At 66.4% G+C, this 19,128-nt stretch carries 20 protein-coding genes; 15 read left to right on the top strand and 5 right to left on the bottom strand.

The features are described from left to right. Positions 1-166 precede the first annotated feature (166 nt). The 3 genes from FIV02_RS20385 to FIV02_RS20375 all read left to right on the top strand — a co-directional run bounded on the left by FIV02_RS20385 (position 167) and on the right by FIV02_RS20375 (position 1,885). Positions 167-526, top strand: coding sequence for a CidA/LrgA family protein (locus FIV02_RS20385; RefSeq protein ID WP_037051546.1), 360 nt, complete (start codon positions 167-169; stop codon positions 524-526). Continuing rightward, the gene (locus tag FIV02_RS20380) at positions 523-1,239 is read left to right on the top strand and encodes an LrgB family protein (protein ID WP_037051549.1); all 717 of its coding nucleotides are present in this window, start codon (positions 523-525) and stop codon (positions 1,237-1,239) included. The genes FIV02_RS20385 and FIV02_RS20380 overlap by 4 nt, the downstream gene beginning before the upstream one ends. Before the next feature lie 61 nt (positions 1,240-1,300). Further along, entirely contained in the window at positions 1,301-1,885 is a 585-nt protein-coding gene (locus FIV02_RS20375; RefSeq protein ID WP_037051551.1) for an LON peptidase substrate-binding domain-containing protein, read from the top strand. A 3-nt stretch (positions 1,886-1,888) separates the two neighbouring features. On the opposite strand, the gene FIV02_RS20370 is transcribed toward FIV02_RS20375, so the two are convergent. Together FIV02_RS20370 and FIV02_RS20365 are read right to left on the bottom strand one after the other, a co-directional pair. Next, positions 1,889-3,205 (bottom strand): bifunctional DedA family/phosphatase PAP2 family protein, encoded by a 1,317-nt coding sequence (locus FIV02_RS20370; RefSeq protein ID WP_152489644.1) that lies wholly within the window; start codon positions 3,203-3,205, stop codon positions 1,889-1,891. After that, positions 3,202-3,918 carry a DNA-3-methyladenine glycosylase gene (locus FIV02_RS20365; protein WP_152489643.1) on the bottom strand — a complete coding sequence of 239 codons (717 nt, stop codon included), beginning with the start codon at positions 3,916-3,918 and terminating at the stop codon, positions 3,202-3,204. Before FIV02_RS20365 ends, FIV02_RS20370 begins: the two co-directional genes overlap by 4 nt. 66 nt (positions 3,919-3,984) lie before the next feature. Between FIV02_RS20365 and FIV02_RS20360 the strand changes: the two genes are divergently transcribed. Then, complete coding sequence (locus FIV02_RS20360; protein ID WP_152489642.1) at positions 3,985-4,839, top strand: class I SAM-dependent methyltransferase; 855 nt, start codon at positions 3,985-3,987, stop codon at positions 4,837-4,839. 22 nt (positions 4,840-4,861) lie between these two features. Here the strand turns inward: FIV02_RS20360 and FIV02_RS20355 are convergent, their stop codons facing one another. Then, the gene (locus FIV02_RS20355; protein ID WP_152490149.1) at positions 4,862-6,091 is read right to left on the bottom strand and encodes an alpha/beta fold hydrolase; all 1,230 of its coding nucleotides are present in this window, start codon (positions 6,089-6,091) and stop codon (positions 4,862-4,864) included. Positions 6,092-6,391: 300 nt separating this feature from the next. Between FIV02_RS20355 and FIV02_RS20350 the strand changes: the two genes are divergently transcribed. The 11 genes from FIV02_RS20350 (at position 6,392) to lipB (ending at position 16,598) form a co-directional block, all read left to right on the top strand. Continuing rightward, positions 6,392-7,657: a glutamate-5-semialdehyde dehydrogenase gene (locus FIV02_RS20350; RefSeq protein ID WP_134675754.1), complete on the top strand. Its 1,266-nt coding sequence runs from the start codon at positions 6,392-6,394 to the stop codon at positions 7,655-7,657. Beyond that, positions 7,658-8,317 carry a nicotinate-nucleotide adenylyltransferase gene (gene nadD / locus FIV02_RS20345; RefSeq protein ID WP_152489641.1) on the top strand — a complete coding sequence of 220 codons (660 nt, stop codon included), beginning with the start codon at positions 7,658-7,660 and terminating at the stop codon, positions 8,315-8,317. A 66-nt stretch (positions 8,318-8,383) separates the two neighbouring features. Further along, complete coding sequence (rsfS, locus tag FIV02_RS20340) at positions 8,384-8,737, top strand: ribosome silencing factor (RefSeq protein WP_037051781.1); 354 nt, start codon at positions 8,384-8,386, stop codon at positions 8,735-8,737. Next, the gene (gene rlmH, locus FIV02_RS20335; RefSeq protein ID WP_152489640.1) at positions 8,737-9,204 is read left to right on the top strand and encodes a 23S rRNA (pseudouridine(1915)-N(3))-methyltransferase RlmH; all 468 of its coding nucleotides are present in this window, start codon (positions 8,737-8,739) and stop codon (positions 9,202-9,204) included. The genes rsfS and rlmH overlap by 1 nt, the downstream gene beginning before the upstream one ends. 13 nt (positions 9,205-9,217) lie before the next feature. Then, positions 9,218-11,119, top strand: coding sequence for a penicillin-binding protein 2 (mrdA, locus tag FIV02_RS20330; protein ID WP_152489639.1), 1,902 nt, complete (start codon positions 9,218-9,220; stop codon positions 11,117-11,119). Positions 11,120-11,150: 31 nt separating this feature from the next. Beyond that, positions 11,151-12,254, top strand: coding sequence for a rod shape-determining protein RodA (gene rodA, locus FIV02_RS20325; protein ID WP_172979229.1), 1,104 nt, complete (start codon positions 11,151-11,153; stop codon positions 12,252-12,254). 17 nt (positions 12,255-12,271) lie between these two features. Next, on the top strand, positions 12,272-13,279 hold the full coding sequence (gene mltB / locus FIV02_RS20320) for a lytic murein transglycosylase B (RefSeq protein ID WP_047584666.1): 1,008 nt from the start codon (positions 12,272-12,274) through the stop codon (positions 13,277-13,279). Further along, entirely contained in the window at positions 13,279-14,289 is a 1,011-nt protein-coding gene (locus FIV02_RS20315) for a septal ring lytic transglycosylase RlpA family protein (protein ID WP_152489638.1), read from the top strand. The genes mltB and FIV02_RS20315 overlap by 1 nt, the downstream gene beginning before the upstream one ends. 165 nt (positions 14,290-14,454) lie before the next feature. Further along, positions 14,455-15,630, top strand: a complete 1,176-nt coding sequence (locus FIV02_RS20310) for a D-alanyl-D-alanine carboxypeptidase family protein (RefSeq protein ID WP_172979185.1) — start codon at positions 14,455-14,457, stop codon at positions 15,628-15,630. Positions 15,631-15,690: 60 nt separating this feature from the next. Beyond that, on the top strand, positions 15,691-15,969 hold the full coding sequence (locus FIV02_RS20305) for a DUF493 domain-containing protein (RefSeq protein WP_047584670.1): 279 nt from the start codon (positions 15,691-15,693) through the stop codon (positions 15,967-15,969). 5 nt (positions 15,970-15,974) lie between these two features. Further along, positions 15,975-16,598: a lipoyl(octanoyl) transferase LipB gene (lipB, locus tag FIV02_RS20300; RefSeq protein WP_152489636.1), complete on the top strand. Its 624-nt coding sequence runs from the start codon at positions 15,975-15,977 to the stop codon at positions 16,596-16,598. Between the two features lie 60 nt (positions 16,599-16,658). Here lipB and lipA read toward each other — a convergent pair whose 3' ends face one another. Further along, the gene (lipA, locus tag FIV02_RS20295; RefSeq protein ID WP_047584674.1) at positions 16,659-17,711 is read right to left on the bottom strand and encodes a lipoyl synthase; all 1,053 of its coding nucleotides are present in this window, start codon (positions 17,709-17,711) and stop codon (positions 16,659-16,661) included. Between the two features lie 136 nt (positions 17,712-17,847). Further along, on the bottom strand, positions 17,848-19,104 hold the full coding sequence (locus tag FIV02_RS20290) for a lytic murein transglycosylase (protein WP_152489635.1): 1,257 nt from the start codon (positions 19,102-19,104) through the stop codon (positions 17,848-17,850). Positions 19,105-19,128: the final 24 nt, after the last annotated feature.

Below are 19,128 nucleotides of genomic sequence, written 5' to 3'. Positions count from 1 at the left end.
TGCCTTGGCGCACTGAATGACGCGGCATAGGCCAGCCTGACGAAGCAATACGGAGGCCAGTGACGGCGTATCACGCCTATAATGGCCGACATGCCTCAAAGGATGCCCGGAATCCCCTCGTTCAGTCGGGGTGATGGTCATCGCTCGTCTTCTGGAGACCTCAACCATGCTGCTTCGCGGCCTCTCCTGGCTGGTGCTCTGTCAACTGCTCGGCACCGCCCTCAACGTTCTGCTGCTGCCGATGCTGCCCGGCCCGATCATCGGCATGCTGTTGCTGTTCGTCTTTCTCCTGCTGCGTGGCGAAGTGGGTGAGCCGCTCAGCGTCGCCTCCAGCAGCCTGCTGAAGTACCTGCCACTGATCCTGGTGCCGCCGGCCGTTGGCGTGATGGCGTACGCCAGCGATATCGCTGCGGATTTCTGGGCCGTGGTCGGCGCGCTGCTGCTGTCGTTGCTGCTGTCGGTGGCGTTTGCCGGCTGGCTGATGCAGAAGCTGATCGAGCGCCAGCAGCGCCGGGAGGACGCATGAGTCCGGACTGGCAGGGCGCCTGGCAGGCGCTGACGCATCACCCGCTGTTCGGCATCGGCATCACCCTGGGCGCCTACCAGCTGGCGATGGCGGCTTACGAACGTACCCGCTGGGTGTTCCTGCAGCCGGTGCTGGTGTCCATGCTCACGGTGATCGGCATTCTCCTGCTCTGTGGCCTGAGCTTCGCCGAGTACAGGAACAGCGTGGCCGCGCTGACCCTGCTGCTCGGCCCGGCCACCGTGGCCCTGGCGGTACCGCTGTATCTCAACCTGCGGCGGATTCGCCAGCTGTTCTGGCCGATCGTCCTGACCCTGCTGCTCGCCGGAACCGTCGCCACCGTGCTCGGTGCGGGGCTGGCCTGGCTGTTCGGTGCCGAGCACCTGATGCTGATGAGCATGGCGCCGAAGTCGGTGACCTCGCCGATCGCCATGCTGGTGGCCGACCAGATCGGCGGTATCGCGGCGCTGGCAGCGGTGTTCGTGATGATCACCGGAGTCATCGGCGCCATCGTCGGGCCGTCGATCCTGCGCCTGTGCCGGGTCCACCATCCGGCGGCGCAGGGCATGGCGCTGGGCATCACCGCGCATGCGGTGGGGACGGCGCGAGCGCTGCAGGACAGCGATGAGAGCGGTGCTTTCGCGGCCCTGGCCATGAGCCTGATGGGGGTGATCACGGCGGTGCTGTTGCCGCTGGCGATTGCCCTGTTCCTGTGAGAGCCTGCCCCACGACCGACCACACGTCGCCTGCGCGGCGTCGAAAACAGGCTGTGAAACCATGAATCTCCCGCTGTTTCCGCTCAACACCGTGCTGTTTCCGGGCTGCGTGCTCGACCTGCAGGTATTCGAGGCGCGCTACCTGGACATGATCAGCCGCTGCATGAAGCAGGGCAGCGGTTTTGGCGTGGTCTGCATCGTCGAGGGCGAGGAGGTGGGCGAGGCCGCCAGCCGTTTCGCCGCCATCGGCTGCGAGGCGCTGGTGCGCGACTTTCAGCAGCGCACCAACGGCCTGCTGGGGATTCGGGTCGAGGGCGGGCGGCGCTTTCGTGTCGAGCGGGCGCAGGTCCTGCCTGATCAGCTGACCGTCGCCGAGGTGCACTGGCTGGAGGAACAGCCGGACAGTCCGTTGCACGGCGAGCATGCCGACCTCGCCGCCCTGCATGCGGCACTAGCCGAGCATCCGCTGGTCGCCGGGCTGGAGATGGCGGGGGTGGTCAGCGGCCAGCAGCAACTGGCCAACCAGCTGGCCTACCTGCTGCCACTGGAGCCGGGGCAGAAGCTGCAACTGCTGCAGCTGGACGATCCCGGCCTGCGCCTGGAGCAGCTGCACGCCATGCTGGAGCTGCTTCAGGGCGATGCCTGAGCCTCAGTAGGCGTAGCGCAGCAACGCCGTCGACAGTTGCCAGGTGGCCATGCCACCGAGTACCGCCAGGCAGGCTGGCAGCACGATCCACCACAGGCGCGCCGGGAGTGCCGGCAGCGGCTGCTGGCGCTGGCACAGGGCCAGGCTGAGGCCGCAGACGGTCGAGGCCAGCAGGGCGCCGGCGATGATATCGCTGGGCCAATGCACACCCAGGTAGACCCGCGACAAGGCGATCGCCACGGCCGGCAGGCTGGCCACCACCAGCCAGGCGAGCCGCAGGCGCGCCGATTGGCCGCGCCCGGCCAGCACGCCGAGCACCAGGAAGAAGGCGAAGGCCGCCGAACTATGGCCGCTGGGGAAGCTGAAACTGGTCAGGGGTTCGCTCAGCACGTCGGGGCGGGCCCGGGCGAAACCATGCTTGAGCGCCGTGTTGCTCAGCGCCGTCAGCAGCAGGGTGGAGCCGGCGAACAGCAGGTGACGCCAGCGCCGCGCCAGCACCAGCAGGGCGCACAACACAATGGCGGCCGCCAGCTGGGTATGGAAGTCCCCCAGCCGTGTCAGGGTGCCGATCCACTTGTCCAGGTGTGCCTGACGCTGTTCCTGGACCAGGCTCATCAAGCCCTGGTCCAGGGCATCCAGATGCGGCCAGCCGATGACCATGGCCAGCAGCAACAGCAGGCTGAGGCCGCCGCCCAGCAGGCTGGCGCGTGGTTTCTCCGTCAGGCTGGCGTGAATCGTCGCCAGCAGGACCACGCCGATGCCGGCCAGCAGCAACGCGGCTTCGCTCCAGAAACCCTCGGCCATCGGCAGGCGCAGCGCGGCGCCGGTCGCCCAGCCCGGCAGCAGGTAGGCCACGGCCCAGCCAGCGGCGGCGACGAGGCTGACCAGCACGAAGCGCAGCAGCGACATGTCGAGCATGCCGGCCACCATCGGCAACATCGGTCGCAGCGGGCCGATGAAACGACCGACCAGCAGGCTGGCCACGCCATAGCGCTGGAAGTACAGCTCCGCGTGGAGGACCCATTGCGGGTGGCGGCGCAGGATCGGCAGGCGCCCGATGTTGTGCTTGAAGTGCCGGCCCAGCGTGTACGACAGCAGGTCGCCGCACACTGCGCCGGCATAGGCCAGCGCCAGCGTCTGCCACAGGCCGAGGACGCCGCTGCCCGCGAGCAGGGCGACGCTGAACAGCAGGACCACGCCGGGCAGGAGGATGCCGACCAGGGCCAGGCACTCGAGCAGGGCGATGAGGAAGATCGCCAGCCCCAGCCACTGCGGGTGGCCGCCCAGCCAGGTGGTCAGGTTGTCCAGCCAGGCGCTCATCGCTGCCCTCCCTCGGCGTTCAGCAGTCGATAGTCGCGGCCTTCGACCTGGCCCCGGCGCAACGGGTTGCGTGTGCAGTGGCGGGCAAAGGCGGCATCGACGAAGCGGTAGGGCAGGTGCTCGTCACGCCCCAGGGGGATGCCCAGGCGCGCGCACTGGATGATCGCCTGCGGGCGCTCGCCGACATCCTCGACGAACAGCCGCAGGGGATCGAAACGCTGCGCATCCCACTCCGGCACCTTGAGGCCGAGCGTTTTGCACAGCAGGGTCTGTCCGGCGCAGAGGCGTTCGGGCGGGCGTGGCTGGCCGAGGCGGTCAGGGTTGTTGCGCTGCATGGTGGCGAGCGTCTGTGCGTCGCTGATGGCGTCGAACCAGGGGTGTGCGGACTTGATCAGCACGGCATTGCCAGGGCCGCAGGCGCTGAAGTTCAGCGAGTCGCCACCACGGGCGTAGTACATGTAGATGTGCCCGCCGCCTTCGAACAGCGCCTTGCGCTTCTCGGTGTAGCCGAGCGAGGCGTGGCTGCCCTTGTCGACCAGGTAGTAGGCCTCGGTCTCGATGATGCGCGCACTCAGCCACTGCTCGCCGACGCGGTGACGGATCACCTTGCCGAGCAGTTCGCGAGCCAGCAACTGGGCGTCGCGGTCGAAGAAGGCAGCGGGCAGTGGCCGGGCGCCAGGCCAGGGCAAACTTAGGGTGGGTTCGGCGGGCATGATCTGTCGCAGGGACTCGTGGCGTTCTACTCTGGGGCCGCGAGCATAACAACAAGAGCCTTAAAAATGCCTGAACGTGTCCGCGCCAGCAGCGCCCATATCAGTCCCTCGGCGCATTACACCGGATACGTCTGGTATCGCCATCGCCTGGCCGATCCGGCCTTCGTCACGCCATTCGGGCGTTTCGTGCACAAGCTGCTGTGGCCGGTGACCTGGGGCGCGCGAGCCGGCTTCGGGCTGGATATCGAGGCCTTTCTGTTGCAACGCCATCTGCAGATCGATGCACAGCTGACCGAGGCGATAGAGCGGCGGGGCGTGCGTCAGGTGGTGGAGATCGCCTGTGGCCTTTCACCGCGTGGCCGGCGCTTCTGCTCGCGTTACCCAGAGTTGCAGTACCTCGAGGCGGACCTGCCGGCGATGGCGGCGCGCAAGCGCTTGTTGCTGCACGGTGAGGGCTGGCTGGATGGCCGGCATCAGGTGCGTGCGGTGGACATTCTGGCCGAGCGCGGCAATCAGTCCCTGGCGTCGCTGCTAGCCAGTCTCGATCACAGTCAGCCGGTGGTGGTGATCACCGAGGGTCTGGTCAACTACTTCCCGCTGGAGCTGATCGAAGGCTTCTGGAGCCGCCTGACGACAGGGCTGAGCGATTTCCCCGAGGCCACCTATCTCACCGAACTCTACCCGGACCTGCGTGAGCATCCGCGTTATCGCCAGTTGCGCTGGGGCGTCGAACTGATCGGCCGGCTCACCCGGGGCAGCTATCCGCTGCATTACCGCGATCACGCCGAGATCGTCACGGGCTTCCAGCGCTGCGGTTTCGCCCGGGTGCAGGTGCTCGATCCCAGTGCCGATGCCGGCAGCCTCGGCCTGCCACCAGCGCGCTTGCCAGGGCTGGTGCGGGTGATTCAGGCGCAGGTGTAGGGCGGGCGCCTGCCTGCGCGAGTCAGGCGCAGGCGGCAGCAGGCTGTGGTGCGGGTTGGAAGCGTTCGGCCAGCGCCTGGCTGGCCGTGGCATCGCTATGCGCGAACACGAATGCCAGGCCCTGCTCGTCGTTGCGCAGCGGTATCAGGTGCTGTTCAGGCAGGTCGCCGTGGCTCAGTCGCCAGCCCCGCTGCGGTAGGTCGGCGGGCAGGTCGCCCTGCAGGCGGCCGCCGAAGAAGCCCAGTTCGCTCAGCTCGACCGCCCAGCGCTGACCCTCGTCATGCAGCAGCACGGCGTGCTGCTGGCGTGGCGTGCGACGCGGCTCGCAGCGCTTCTCCAGGTTCAGCAGCTGGCCCGCGTGCAGGCGCGTGCTGCCGGGACTGCGTGCCGGCAGCGGGCGTTCGCAGAGAAAGGGGCGATACAGGGCGGCGCAGGCTTCACGCCGTTCGAACTGGGCCAGGTGGTCGGCCTGGTGAATCACGGCGCACTCGGCCATGCCGCAGGCCGCAGCGAAGTGGGCGTGCTCCCAGGGCTGGGTGAAATGGTCGTGTTCGCCGGCAAGCACCAGTGTCGGGCATTGCGGATGGCTGTCGAAGCCGCTGAAGGCCAGCAGGCGCAGGCTGTTTTGCCGATAACGCTCGACCTCCAGAGGCGAGAGGCGCTGGATCTGCCGCAGCAACGCCTTGCGAAAGACCGGTGAAACACCGGTTTCCTGCAGGTGCAGAGGATTGAGCAGACCGGTCAGGGCGCCCTGGGCGAATTCGCCCAGGCGACCCTCTTCGAGCAGGGCCAGGCCTTCCTCCAGCATCCGCCGTGCACCCGGCCGGCCGAAAGCGGTGATGCCGGCCAGCAACAGGCGGGCGCAACGCCGTGGGTGGCGGGCGGCGAACAGCGCGGCCAGCGCCGAGCCATAGGACAGGCCAACGGGCATCAAGGCCGGCAGTTGCAGCTGTTCGGCGAAAGCGGCGATCAGGTCGGCCAGTTGTTCCAGCTCCAGCTCGGGGGCCAGCTGCAGGTTGCCGCCCTGGCTGGGCAGGTCGAGCAGTATCACGGGATGTTCGCCGAGCAGCTCGTCCACCTCCGCGGCGAAGGAGCGAAAGCTCTGGAAGGCGCCACCCAGCAGGAGCACCGGCGCTCGCGTGTCGCGCTGGCGGGTCGAATAGGCCTGGTAGTGCAGGCGCCAGCCCGCGATCTCGATGACGTCGGGCGGGCTGGCCAGCAGGGTGGCGCTGTAGTCGGTGCGATAACGCAGCATGGGGGCACTCCAGTGGCTCTTGTTGTTCTTCTGGGGCGGCACTCGCGCCGCCTCGCCTGGGCTGGCAAACCTCGATTGCAAGGTAAACATCGGGGGGCGATTTGTTTACCCAACCTTCGGGCGGCGCCGTCTGCCGGGTGTCACCGTTGCACCGCCGGCGCCCGTACCCTGCGCTTGCGGCCGTTACCGCCGAGGCTGCGCGGACGAGCTGTCTACCGCTTGCCAGACGCCGCTGGGCGTGGCCTCGCGAGCCCGCTATAATCAGCCCCTTTTTCCAACTGCCAGACCTCCGCCGCCATGACCGAGTCCGTGCACGCTTACATGACCCGCCTGGGCCAGGCCGCCCGCCAGGCATCCAGGGTGCTTGCCCGTGCCAGCACCGCGCAGAAGAATCGCGCGCTGCAGGCTGCTGCCAATGCCCTCGACGCCGCTCGCGCCGAACTGACCGCCGCCAACGAACTGGACCTGGCCGCCGCCCGTGCCAGCGGCCTGGAGCCGGCGATGGTCGATCGCCTGGCGCTCACCCCGAAGGTGATCGACAGCATGATCGAGGGCCTGCGCCAGGTCGCCACGCTGCCGGACCCGATCGGCGAGATCCAGGGCATGCGCTACCTGCCGTCGGGCATCCAGGTGGGCAAGATGCGCGTGCCGCTGGGCGTGATCGGCATCATCTACGAATCGCGGCCGAACGTGACCATCGATGCCGCCAGCCTGTGCCTGAAGTCCGGCAACGCCACCATCCTGCGCGGCGGCTCCGAGGCGATTCACTCCAACCAGGCGATTGCCCGCTGCATCCAGCAGGGCCTGGCCGAGGCCGAGCTGCCGGCGGCAGCCGTGCAGGTGGTGGAGACCACTGACCGTGCGGCGGTGGGTGAGCTGATCACCATGCCGGCGTTCGTCGACGTGATCGTGCCGCGTGGTGGCAAGGGCCTGATCGAGCGCATCAGCCGTGACGCCAAGGTGCCGGTGATCAAGCACCTGGACGGTGTCTGCCACGTCTATGTCGACATCGCCGCCGATCTCGACAAGGCCATCCGCGTCTGCGACAACGCCAAGACCCAGCGCTACTCGCCGTGCAACGCCATGGAGACCCTGCTGGTGCACGAGGGCATCGCTGCCCGTGTGCTGCCGCCGCTGGCCGCCATCTACCGCGACAAGGGCGTGGAGCTGCGTGGCGATGCCGCGACGCGTGCGCTGCTTGGCAGCGACGTGCTGGAGGCCAGCGAGGACGACTGGTTCGCCGAGTACAACGCGCCGATCCTGGCGATTCGCATCGTCGACTCGCTGGGCGCCGCGATCGAGCACATCAATCACTATGGCTCGCAGCACACCGACTCGATCATCACCGAGAACTTCAGCGATGCGCGGCGCTTCCTCACCGAGGTGGACTCCGCCTCGGTGATGATCAACGCCTCCACGCGTTTCGCCGATGGCTTCGAGTACGGCCTCGGTGCGGAGATCGGCATCTCCACCGACAAGCTGCACGCCCGTGGCCCGGTCGGCCTGGAAGGCCTGACCAGCGAGAAGTACGTGGTCTTCGGCGACGGACACATTCGCACATAAATGAACGGACTCGGCGCCCGACGTATCGGCCTGCTCGGCGGTACCTTCAACCCGGTGCACATCGGGCATCTGCGTGCGGCGCTGGAAGTGGCCGAATTCATGGCGCTGGACGAGCTGCGCTTGATTCCCAGTGCCAGGCCGCCGCATCGTGATACGCCACAGGCGACGGCGGAGCAGCGCCTGGCCATGGTCGAGCTGGCGGTGGCTGGCGAGGCGCGGCTCAAGGTCGATGATCGCGAGCTGAAGCGCGACAAGCCGTCGTACACGGTGGACACGCTGGAGTCGGTACGGGCCGAGCTGGCGCCGAGCGATCAGCTGTTTCTGCTGCTGGGCTGGGACGCCTTCTGCAGCCTGCCCAGCTGGCACCGCTGGGAGGAGTTGCTGCTGCACAGCCACCTGCTGGTGCTGCAGCGCCCCGATGCCGACAGCGAGGCGCCGGAGGCGCTGCGCGATCTGCTGGCGGCGCGCAGTGTCAGCGACCCGCTGAGCCTGGAGGGCGCAGGCGGGCAAATCAGTTTCATCTGGCAGACTCCGCTGGCGATTTCCGCCACGCAGATCCGCCACTTGTTGGCAACCGGCCGTTCCGCGCGTTTTCTCTTGCCGGATGCGGTACTGGCCTATATCCAGGCGCACGATCTGTACCGTGCGCCGCATGCTTGATACGCCGTGCACCTGCGCAGGCGTCCATTACACGAGGCAAACGAGTCATTTATGAGCAAGCAGAACATGCCCAGCGACGAGCTGGTCAAGATCGCCGTGGCGGCGCTGGAAGAGATCAAGGCGACCGACATCACCGTGATCGACGTCAAGGAAAAGACCAGCATCACCGATTTCATGGTGATCGCCAGCGGTAGCTCCAGCCGTCAGGTCAAGTCGCTGGTGGAGAACGTGCTGGAGAAGGTCAAGGAACAGGGCGTGCGTCCGATCGGCAGCGAGGGTCTGGACGGCGGCGAGTGGGCGCTGCTCGACCTGGGCGACATCGTCGTTCACGTCATGCTGCCGACCGCGCGTCAGTTCTACGATCTGGAGCGCCTGTGGCAGGGTGCCGAGCAGAGCCGCGCGCAGCATAGCGCCGAGTAATGCGGATCAAGCTGATCGCCGTCGGTTCGCGCATGCCGCGCTGGGTCGAGGAGGGCTGGCAGGAGTACGTCAAGCGCCTGCCGGCCGAATTGCCGCTGGAGCTGGTGGAGATTCCGCTCAACACCCGTGGCAAGAACGCCGACGTCGCGCGCCTGATCCGTCAGGAGGGCGAGGCCATGCTGAGCAAGGTGCAGCCCGGCGAACGTATCGTCACGCTCGAGGTCCATGGCAGGCCGTGGAGCACCGAACAGCTGGCGGCGGAGCTGGATCGCTGGCGCCTCGATGCGCGCAACGTCAACCTCATGGTCGGTGGCCCCGAGGGCCTCGCCCCTGAGGTCTGCGCGCGCAGCGAGCAGCGCTGGTCGCTGTCGCCGTTGACCCTGCCGCATCCGCTGGTGCGTATCCTGCTCGGCGAGCAGATCTATCGGGCCTGGACCGTGCTGTCCGGCCACCCCTACCACAAATAGTCAGCCGTAACCGATGCCGCAGCCGATTCGCCTCAAGGATCACGAAAAGGACGCTCGCCTGGTCAAGCGCCGCGTGCTCGTCGGTGGTGCGGTCATCATCCTCCTGACCTGCGTGCTGGTCATGCGCATGTACTACCTGCAGGTCGTGCAGTACGAGCATCACAGCACCCTGGCGGAAAACAACCGCATCCACGTTCAGCCCATTCCGCCGACCCGTGGCCTGATCTATGACCGCAACGGCGTGATCATCGCCGACAACCGGCCCAGCTTCAGCCTGACGGTGACCCGCGAGCGCGCTGGCGACTGGCTGCAGGTGCTGGATACGGTGGTGGAGGTGCTCGAGCTGAGCGACGAGGACCGCGCGCTGTTCGAGCGTCGTGTGCGCCAGGGGCGGCGGCCGTTCGAGCCGGTGCCGATCCTGTTCGAGCTGAGCGAGGAGCAGATCGCGCGCGTGGCGGTCAACCAGTTCCGCCTGCCCGGGGTCGAGGTCGCCGCGCAGCTGGTGCGCCACTACCCCCTGCAGGAGCACTTCGCCCACTCGGTGGGGTACGTGGGGCGGATCAACGAGCAGGAGCTCAAGCGCCTGGACCCGACCGAATATGCCGGTACCCACCATATCGGCAAGACCGGTATCGAGCGCTTCTACGAAGAGGAGCTGCACGGCGAGGTCGGCTACGAAGAGGTCGAGACCAATGCCCGTGGCCGCGTGCTGCGGGTGCTCAACCGTATCGACCCGAAGCCGGGCAAGGACATCGTCCTGAGCCTCGACTCGCGCCTGCAGGAAGCTGCCGAGAATGCCCTCGGCGGGCGGCGCGGGGCGGTGGTCGCGATCCAGCCGAAGACCGGCGAGGTCCTGGCGATGGTCAGCCAGCCGAGCTTCGACCCCAACCCCTTCGTCACCGGGATCAGCTTCAAGGCCTACGGCGAGTTGCGCGACTCCATCGACCAGCCGCTGTACAACCGGGTGTTGCGCGGCCTCTATCCGCCGGGCTCGACCATCAAGCCGATGGTCGCGGTGTCGGGGCTGGATGCCGGGGTGATCACGCCGACCACGCGGGTGTTCGACCCGGGCTTCTACCAGTTGCCCAACAACAGCCACAAGTACCGCAACTGGAACCGCAATGGCGACGGCTGGATCGATCTCAACCTGGCCATCGCCCGCTCCAACGACACCTACTTCTACGACCTGGCGCACAAGATGGGCATCGACCGTCTGCACGACTACATGAGCCGCTTCGGTATCGGTCAGCGTGTGGCGCTGGACATGTTCGAGGAAACCGCGGGCCTGATGCCGTCGCGCGACTGGAAGCGTGCGCGCTTCCGCCAGCCCTGGTATCCCGGCGAGACGCTGATCCTCGGCATCGGCCAGGGCTACATGCAGACTACGCCGCTGCAGCTGGCCCAGGCCACCACGCTGATGGCCACGCGCGGCAAGTGGATTCGCCCGCACCTGGCCAAGAGCATCGATGGACGGCAGCCGATGGACCCCAATCCGATGCCGGATATCCAGCTGCGTGACCCCAAGTTCTGGGACTACAGCATCCATGGCATGGAAGAGGTGCTGCACGGTGCCCGGGGGACCGCGCGCAAGGTCGGCGACAGTGCCGTCTACCGCATCGCCGGCAAGAGCGGCACGGCGCAGGTGGTGGCGATCAAGCAGGGCGAGCGCTACGACCGCAACAAGATCCAGGAGCGCCATCGCGACCACGCCCTGTTCGTCGGTTTCGCGCCGGTGGAGAACCCGCAGATCGCCGTCGCGGTGATGGTGGAGAACGGTGAGTCGGGTTCCGGCGTGGCCGCCCCCGTGCTCAAGCAGGTCATGGATGCCTGGTTGCTGGACCCGCAGACCGGCCAGCTCAAGGCCGAATTCGCATCGCCGCAGAGTGCTGAGGTCACAGTCAACGATGATCGGTAACTTCGACCGTACGCTTTCCGACGAGGACGTGCTGCGCCGCCGCGCCAGCTTGCTGCAGCGCCTGCATATCGATGGCTGGCTGTTGCTGCTGCTGCTGATCCTCGGTACCGGCAGCCTGTTCATCCTCTATTCGGCCAGCGGCAAGAACATCGACCTGCTGATCAAGCAGGCGTCCTCGTTCGGCATCGGCATGCTCGCCGTGGTGGTCATCGCCCAGTTCGACCCGCGCTTCATGGCGCGCTGGGTACCGCTGGCCTACGTGGTGGGCGTCGGCCTGCTGCTGGTGGTGGAACTGATGGGGCATACCGCGATGGGGGCCACGCGCTGGATCAACATCCCCGGGGTGATTCGCTTCCAGCCGTCGGAGCTGATGAAGATCATCATGCCGATGACCATCGCCTGGTACCTGGCGCGCCACAACCTGCCGCCGCGCTTCAAGCATCTGCTCGTCAGCCTGGCGATGATCGGTGTGCCGGTGGTGCTGATCGCCAAGCAGCCCGACCTCGGCACCTCGCTGCTGATCCTAGCCTCGGGTGCCTTCGTGGTGTTCATGGCCGGCCTGCAATGGCGCTGGATCATCGGCGCGGCAGCGGCGGTGGTGCCGATCGCGGTAGGCATGTGGTTCTTCTTCATGCACGACTACCAGAAGCGCCGCGTGCTGACCTTCCTCAATCCGGAGAGCGACCCGCTGGGCTCGGGCTGGAACATCATCCAGTCCAAGGCCGCCATCGGTTCCGGTGGCGTGCTGGGCAAGGGCTGGCTGCTGGGCACCCAGTCGCACCTGGATTTTTTGCCGGAAAGTCACACGGACTTTATCATTGCCGTGCTTGCCGAAGAGTTCGGTCTGGTGGGCGTCTGCATCCTGCTGCTGTTGTATCTGCTGCTGCTCGCGCGCGGCCTGGTGATCACCGCCCAGGCGCAGACGCTGTTCGGCAAGCTGCTGGCGGGGGCGCTGACCATGACTTTCTTCGTCTACGTATTCGTCAACATCGGCATGGTCAGTGGCTTGCTGCCGGTGGTTGGGGTGCCGCTGCCCTTCATTAGCTACGGCGGAACCCATCTGGTCACCTTGTTGTCAGGCTTCGGGATATTGATGGCGATTCACACGCATCGAAAGTGGATCGCTCAGGTTTGATTGGGAGTTTGGATTCAATGCATTCACTGCGCAGTTGGGCAGCTCGGACGTTCATCGGGGCCGGTATGGTAGGTCTGCTCGGCGCGACGTCTCAGGTGCTCGCGGCCGATTACGACGGCTCGCCCCAGGTGGCCGAGTTCATCGAGGAAATGACCCGCGATTACGGCTTCGCCGGGGAGCAACTGGTGAGCCTGTTCGCCGAGGTCGAGCGCAAGCAGGCGATCCTCGACGCGATCTCGCGGCCCGCCGAGAAGGTCAAGCCGTGGAAGGAATACCGGCCGATCTTCATCACCGACAAGCGCATCGCCCAGGGCGTGGCCTTCTGGAAGCAGAACCAGGCCGCGCTGGAGAAAGCCGAGGCCGAATACGGGGTGCCGGCGCAGTTCATCGTCGCCATCATCGGCGTGGAAACCTTCTATGGCGGCAACACCGGTAACTGGCGGGTGATGGACGCGCTGTCGACCCTGGCCTTCGATTACCCGCCGCGCGCGCCATTCTTCCGCAAGGAGCTGCGCGAGTTCCTCATGCTGACCCGTGAGGAACAGGTCGATCCGATCTCGCTGAAAGGTTCCTATGCCGGCGCCATGGGCCTGCCGCAGTTCATGCCGAGCAGCTTCCGCGCCTACGCGGTGGATTTCGACGGCGACGGCCATATCAACATCTGGAGCAATCCGACCGATGCCATCGGCAGCGTTGCCAGCTACTTCAAGCGCCATGGCTGGCAGGCCGGTGGCCAGGTGGCCAGCCGCGTCGAAGTCTCGGGTGAGCGCGTCGAGGAGGGCATGACCCAGGGGCTCGATCCGGTGAAGAACGTCGCCGAGCTGCGCGAGCTGGGCTGGACCAGCCAGGACGCGCTTGCCGAGGACGTACCGGTCACCGCATTTCGTCTGGAAGGCGCCGAAGGCGACGAATACTGGTTCGGTTTGCCCAACTTCTACACCATCACCCGCTACAATCGCAGCGTGATGTACGCCATGGCGGTCAACCAATTGGCCGAGTTGCTGGTCGAAGCGCGGGGTAACTGATGAATCTGTCCAAACTGCTGCCACTGGCTGCGTGCATGAGCGCAGCCCTGTTGTTGGCCAGCTGTTCTTCCAATCGAGCGCCGCAGCCAGGCACCGCGCCGGGGCAATCGGCTGGCCTGTCCGGGCCGGACGACTTCAACCGTCCGCACAAGGACGGCGCGCCTTGGTGGGACGTCGACGTCTCGCGTATTCCTGATGCGATCCCCATGCCGCACTACGGCCCGGTCAAGGCGGCGCCCTATACGGTGTTCGGCAAGCAGTACTACCCGATCCAGGACGCGCGCCGCTACCAGGCCGTCGGCCCGGCCTCCTGGTACGGCACCAAGTTCCATGGGCAGGCCACCGCCAACGGCGAGACCTACGACCTGTACGGCATGACCGCCGCGCACAAGACCCTGCCGCTGCCGAGCTACGTGCGCGTCACCAACCTGGAGAATGGCAAGAGCGTGATCCTGCGGGTCAACGACCGTGGGCCGTTCTACTCCGACCGCATCATCGACCTGTCCTTTGCCGCGGCGAAGAAGCTCGGTTATGCCGAGAAAGGCACCGCGCGGGTCAAGGTCGAGGGGATCGACCCGCACGAGTGGTGGGCGCAGCAGGGCCGTCCGGTGCCGATGGTGCTGGCCAACAACCAGCCGGCCAAGGCCGCCGTCGCGCCGCCGCTGTCCAAGCCCGCTCCGGTCGTCGAACAGTACGCACCGCCTCCTGCGCAGCACGCAGCGGCCGTGGTGCCTGTGCAGATCGACGCAAAAAAAAACGATTCACTCGGAGCCTCTGGCCTGTATCTCCAGGTTGGAGCCTTCGCCAATCCGGACGCTGCGGAGCTGCTCAAGGACAAGCTGAGCCAGACCACCAGTGTGCCGGTGTTCATCAGCTCAGTGGTGCGCGACCAGCAGATTCTGCACCGGGTTCGCCTGGGGCCGATCAGCAACCAGGGCGAGGCTGAGCAGCTGCAGAGCAGCGTCCGGGTCGCCAACCTCGGCCAACCGACGCTGGTACGCGGCGACTGATTCGACCCCGCAGGGCCACGGCAGGTGCAAGCGCAATTCTTTCCGGGCCCAGGGGCACTAAACCGGCATTGGCCGGACTAACCCACGTGCTGTCATGATTGGCGGCTGGGGAAAGGCCCCTTCGGGGGCTGTTTCACAATCCACGCAACGATTTTCGAGAGACGGATGAACATCACCAGCTTCGCGCAACGTGCCTTTCTCCTCATGACCCTGTTGGTTTCGCCACTGGTCTGGGCCAGCCCGCAGGTCGTACCTGCACCGCCGCAACTGGCGGCCAGCGCCTATGTGCTGATGGATGCCGCCACCGGCCAGGTGCTGGTGGGCGAGAACGGTGACGAGCGCCTGCCGCCCGCCAGCCTGACCAAACTGATGACCGCCTACATCGCCACTCTGGAAATTCGCAACGGCAAGATCGGCGAGAAGGACATGGTCACCATCAGCGAGCACGCCTGGCGTACCGGCGGTGCCGGTTCGGGCGGTTCGACCATGTTCCTGCCGGTCAACAGCCAGGCCAGTGTCGACGACCTGCTGCACGGCATCATCATCCAGTCCGGCAACGACGCCAGCATCGCCCTGGCCGAGTACATCGCCGGCAGCGAAGATGCCTTCGCCGACATGATGAACGCCACCGCCGAGCGCCTGGGCATGAAGAACAGCCACTTCATGAACGCCACCGGCCTGCCGGACCCGCAGCACTACTCCAGTGCCCACGACATGGCGATCCTGGCCCGCGCGATCATCAACGAGGACGCCGACCACTATGCGATCTACTCGCAGAAGGAATTCCTCTGGAACAACATCAAGCAGCCCAACCGCAACCTGCTGCTGTGGCGCGACAAGACCGTCGACGGCCTGAAGACCGGCCACACCAACGAGGCCGGCTACTGCCTGGTGTCCTCCGCCGTGCGTGACGGTGCGCGCATGATCACCTCCGTGTTCGGCACCACCAGCGAGCAGGCGCGTGCCGCCGAAACCCAGAAGCTGCTGACCTACGGTTTCCGCTTCTTCGAGAGCCGCACCTTCTACCAGAAGGGTGCCGAGCTGGCCCAGGCCACCGTCTGGAAAGGCCAGGCCAGCCAGGTCAAGGCCGGTCTTGCCAAGGACCTGGCGCTGACCATGCCCAAGGGCCAGCTGGAGAAACTGCAAGCCAGCATGACCCTCAACCCGCAGCTGATCGCCCCGATCCAGCAGGGCGACGTGATCGGCAAGGTGGAGGTCAAGCTGGGTGACGAGGTCGTGCACAGCGCCGACCTGGTGGCTCTGCAGTCGGTCGAGGAGGCTGGCCTGTTCGGTCGCCTGTGGGACAGCATCCGCCTGTTCTTCTTCGGCCTGTTCAACTGATAGCTCCGGCCGCCCCCATGGGCGGCCCTTTTCTGGACGGGCCGCGAGCCCGCTGATGCCATGACCGATACCGACGTTCAACCGCCAAAAATCGAATTCCCCTGCGAGCGCTACCCGATCAAGGTGATCGGCACCGCAGGCGATGGTTTCGCCGATCTGGTGATCGAGGTCATCCAGCGCCATGCCCCGGACCTGGATGCGTCCACCCTGGTGATGCGCGACAGCCGCAACGGCAATTTCCTCTCCGTGCAGGTGCTGATCACCGCGACCAGTGTCGAGCAGTTGCAGGCGATCCATGTCGACCTGCGTGCGACCGGTCGTGTGCACATGGTGCTCTGACCTCCATGCCTGAACTCGTTGTGCGTCACCTGGGGCTGGTCGAGTATCAGCCGACGCTGGAGGCCATGCGCCAGTTGACCCGTGAGCGCGATGAGCACACGGCGGATGAGATCTGGCTGCTGCAACATCCCAAGGTGTTCACCCAGGGCCAGGCCGGCAAGGCCGAGCATCTGCTGGCGCCGGGAGATATCCCGGTGCTGCAGGTCGAGCGCGGCGGGCAGGTGACCTACCATGGTCCGGGGCAACTGGTCGCCTACCTGATGCTCGACCTGCGCCGTCTCGATCTGGGCGTGCGCGAGCTGGTCACGGCGATGGAGCAGAGCCTGGTCGAGCTGCTGGCCAGCTACGCCATCGAGGCCGCGCCCAAGGCCGATGCCCCGGGTGTCTACGTCGCCGGTGATAAGATCGCCTCACTGGGCCTGCGGGTCAGTCGTGGTTGTTCATTCCACGGCCTGGCGCTGAACGTCGACATGGACATGACGCCGTTCCTGCGCATCAACCCCTGTGGTTATGCCGGGTTGAAGATGGTGCAGATGCGCGATCTGCTGGCTACCCCGCCGGCATTCGACGAGGTCGCGCAGCGACTGGAACAGGTGCTGCGCAAGCGCCTGGGCTACGCTGCCGCGTAGCGCTCGGCCAGGCATGAAAAAGGGACGCCGCAGCGTCCCTTTTTCTTTCGTGCGGATCGCTCAGTTCAGATTGAGCGCCGGAATCAGGCTGCTGTCGACTTGCTGGCCCGGTACCGGAACGGGGGCGGCCAGGCCCAGGTTGTTCTTCTCGAACACCCGGTCGGCGCGGTAGCTGGAACGCACCAGCGGGCCGGCGGCGACTTCCATGAAGCCCTTCTCCAGGCCGATGTCGCGCAGGCGATTGAACTCCTCCGGGCTGACCCAGCGCTGCACCTTGAGGTGGTTGCGGGTTGGCTGCAGGTACTGGCCGAGGGTGAGGATGTCCACGCCGATGGCGCGCAGGTCGTCCATGGTTTCCAGCACTTCCTCGTCGGTCTCGCCCAGGCCGAGCATCAGGCTGGTCTTGGTCAGTACGTCCGGGCGGTGCTTCTTGGCGTGCTCGAGGACCTTGAGGGTCTTCTCGTAGCCGGCGCGCGGGTCACGCACCACATGCGTCAGGCGTTTGACCGTCTCGACGTTCTGCGCGAACACTTCCAGGCCGGAATCCACGACGCGTTCGATGGCCTGGTGATCGCCATCGAAGTCCGGGGTCAGGGCTTCGACCACGACCTGCGGGGTATTGGCCTTGATTGCCCGCACGCAGGCCGCGTAGTGACCGGCTCCGCCATCGTCGAGGTCGTCACGGTCCACCGAGGTCAGGACGATGTAGCGCAGTGCCATGAGCTCGACCGACTTGGCCGTGTTCTGGGGTTCTTCCAGATCCAGCCAGCCGTTGGGGTTGCCGGTATCCACCGCGCAGAAGCGGCAGGCGCGGGTGCACACCGAGCCCATCAGCATGATGGTGGCGGTGCCGTTGGACCAGCACTCGCCCATGTTCGGGCAGTGCGATTCCTGGCACACGGTGCTCAGGCGATGTTCGCCGACGTTGCGCTTGACCGCCTCGAAGCGGCTGCCGCCCGGCGCCTTGACCCGCAGCCACTTGGGCTTGGGCTCGAAGACCTGGGGTTCGGCCGAGGCACGGCGCTTCTGACCATCCTTGATCGCGGTGATGCCTTGGGCAGTGCGGAATTTTTCGCCGCTGGCGACGGATTTGGGCGAGGAGGTATCGGACATCGGAAATCTGGGCTCCGGTAGAGGCTCCGTGGGGCGGGTGGCTTTTGGCCGCCCGCCAGTCTATCACAGAAGCTGTATGCAGACGCCGGGGCCGTCTGTCGACAAAGTGTCCTGTCGCGCTACGGCTGGGCTGCGCTCAGCGAGCGCGCAGCTGTTGCAGCAGCTGGGTGTTGGGATAGCCGTCGGCCGGCCATTTCAGCTGCAGCTGCAGGGCACGAATCGCCTTGCGCGTGTTGGCGCCGATGATGCCGTCCGCCGGCCCGGGATCGAAACCGGCCTTGGCCAGCCGTTCCTGCAGCTCGATGCGTTCGCTGCGGCCGAGCTGGCGTTCGCCTCGGGGCCACTGTCCCTGGACGTCGCTGGGGCGCAGCAGGTTGTCCGCGAGCAGGCCGATGGCCAGGGCATAGGAGGTGGAGTTGTTGTACTTGAGAATGCTGCGGAAGTTATCCAGCAGGAGGAACGCCGGGCCGCTGTGGCCGGCCGGCAGTTGCAGGCTGGCACGCGCGTTGGCGGCGGCACCGGTGGCCGACAGCGGGCGTACGCCCAGCTCGGCCCATTCGGCGAGGGTACGGCGTTGCTCCGGATCGGCCAGGGCATAGTCGAAGCCGGCCGGCAGGTTGACCTCGAACCCCCAGGGCTGCCCGCGCTGCCAGCCGGAGGCCTGCAGGTAATGTGCGGCCGAGGCCAAGGCGTCGGTCGAGGAGTTCCACAGGTCGCGCTTGCCGTCCTTGTCGAAGTCCACGGCGTGCTGGTTGTAGGTCGTCGGCATGAACTGGGTCTGGCCCATGGCGCCGGCCCAGGAGCCGATCATGCGCTCGCCGGAGATGTCGCCGTTCTGCAGGATCTGCAGGGCGGCCAGCAACTGGACGCGCCAGAAGCCCTGGCGTCGCCCGTCATAGGCCAGTGTCGCCAGGGAGCGGATCACGCTGTGACTGCCGATATTGTTGCCGAAGTTGCTTTCCAGGCCCCAGATGGCCACCAGTATCCGCGCGTCGACACCGTACTGTTGCTCGATGCGCTGCAGGACCAGGTTGTGTTGCGCCAGCAGGACGCGGCCGCGACCGATACGGCTCGAGGACACGGCACCATCGAGATACTCCCACACCGGGCGGGTGAACTCCGGCTGGCTGCTGTCGGCCTTGAGTACCGCCGGGTCGGGCGTGATGTCCGCGAACACCCGGTCGAACAAGGCCGCATCGATGCCGGCGGCCAGCGCTTCGCTGCGCAGTGCCTGGCGCCAATCGGCGAAGCTGGGCACCAGGCTGTCGGCATGGACCTGATTGACGGCTGGAGTGACGGCGGTCGGGAGATTTTCGGCTGGAGCCTGAGCGCAGGCAGCCAGTAGCAGGAGAGGAAGCAGGGCCAGGGCGCGACGGGGAAGCTGGTGTGGCATGTCTATCTCAGGGCATATAAGCAG

This window comes from Pseudomonas sp. THAF187a, assembly GCF_009363395.1.
GTDB classification, from domain to species: Bacteria; Pseudomonadota; Gammaproteobacteria; order Pseudomonadales; family Pseudomonadaceae; genus Aquipseudomonas; species Aquipseudomonas khazarica.
This window is presented reverse-complemented; position numbering and strand designations above follow the sequence as displayed.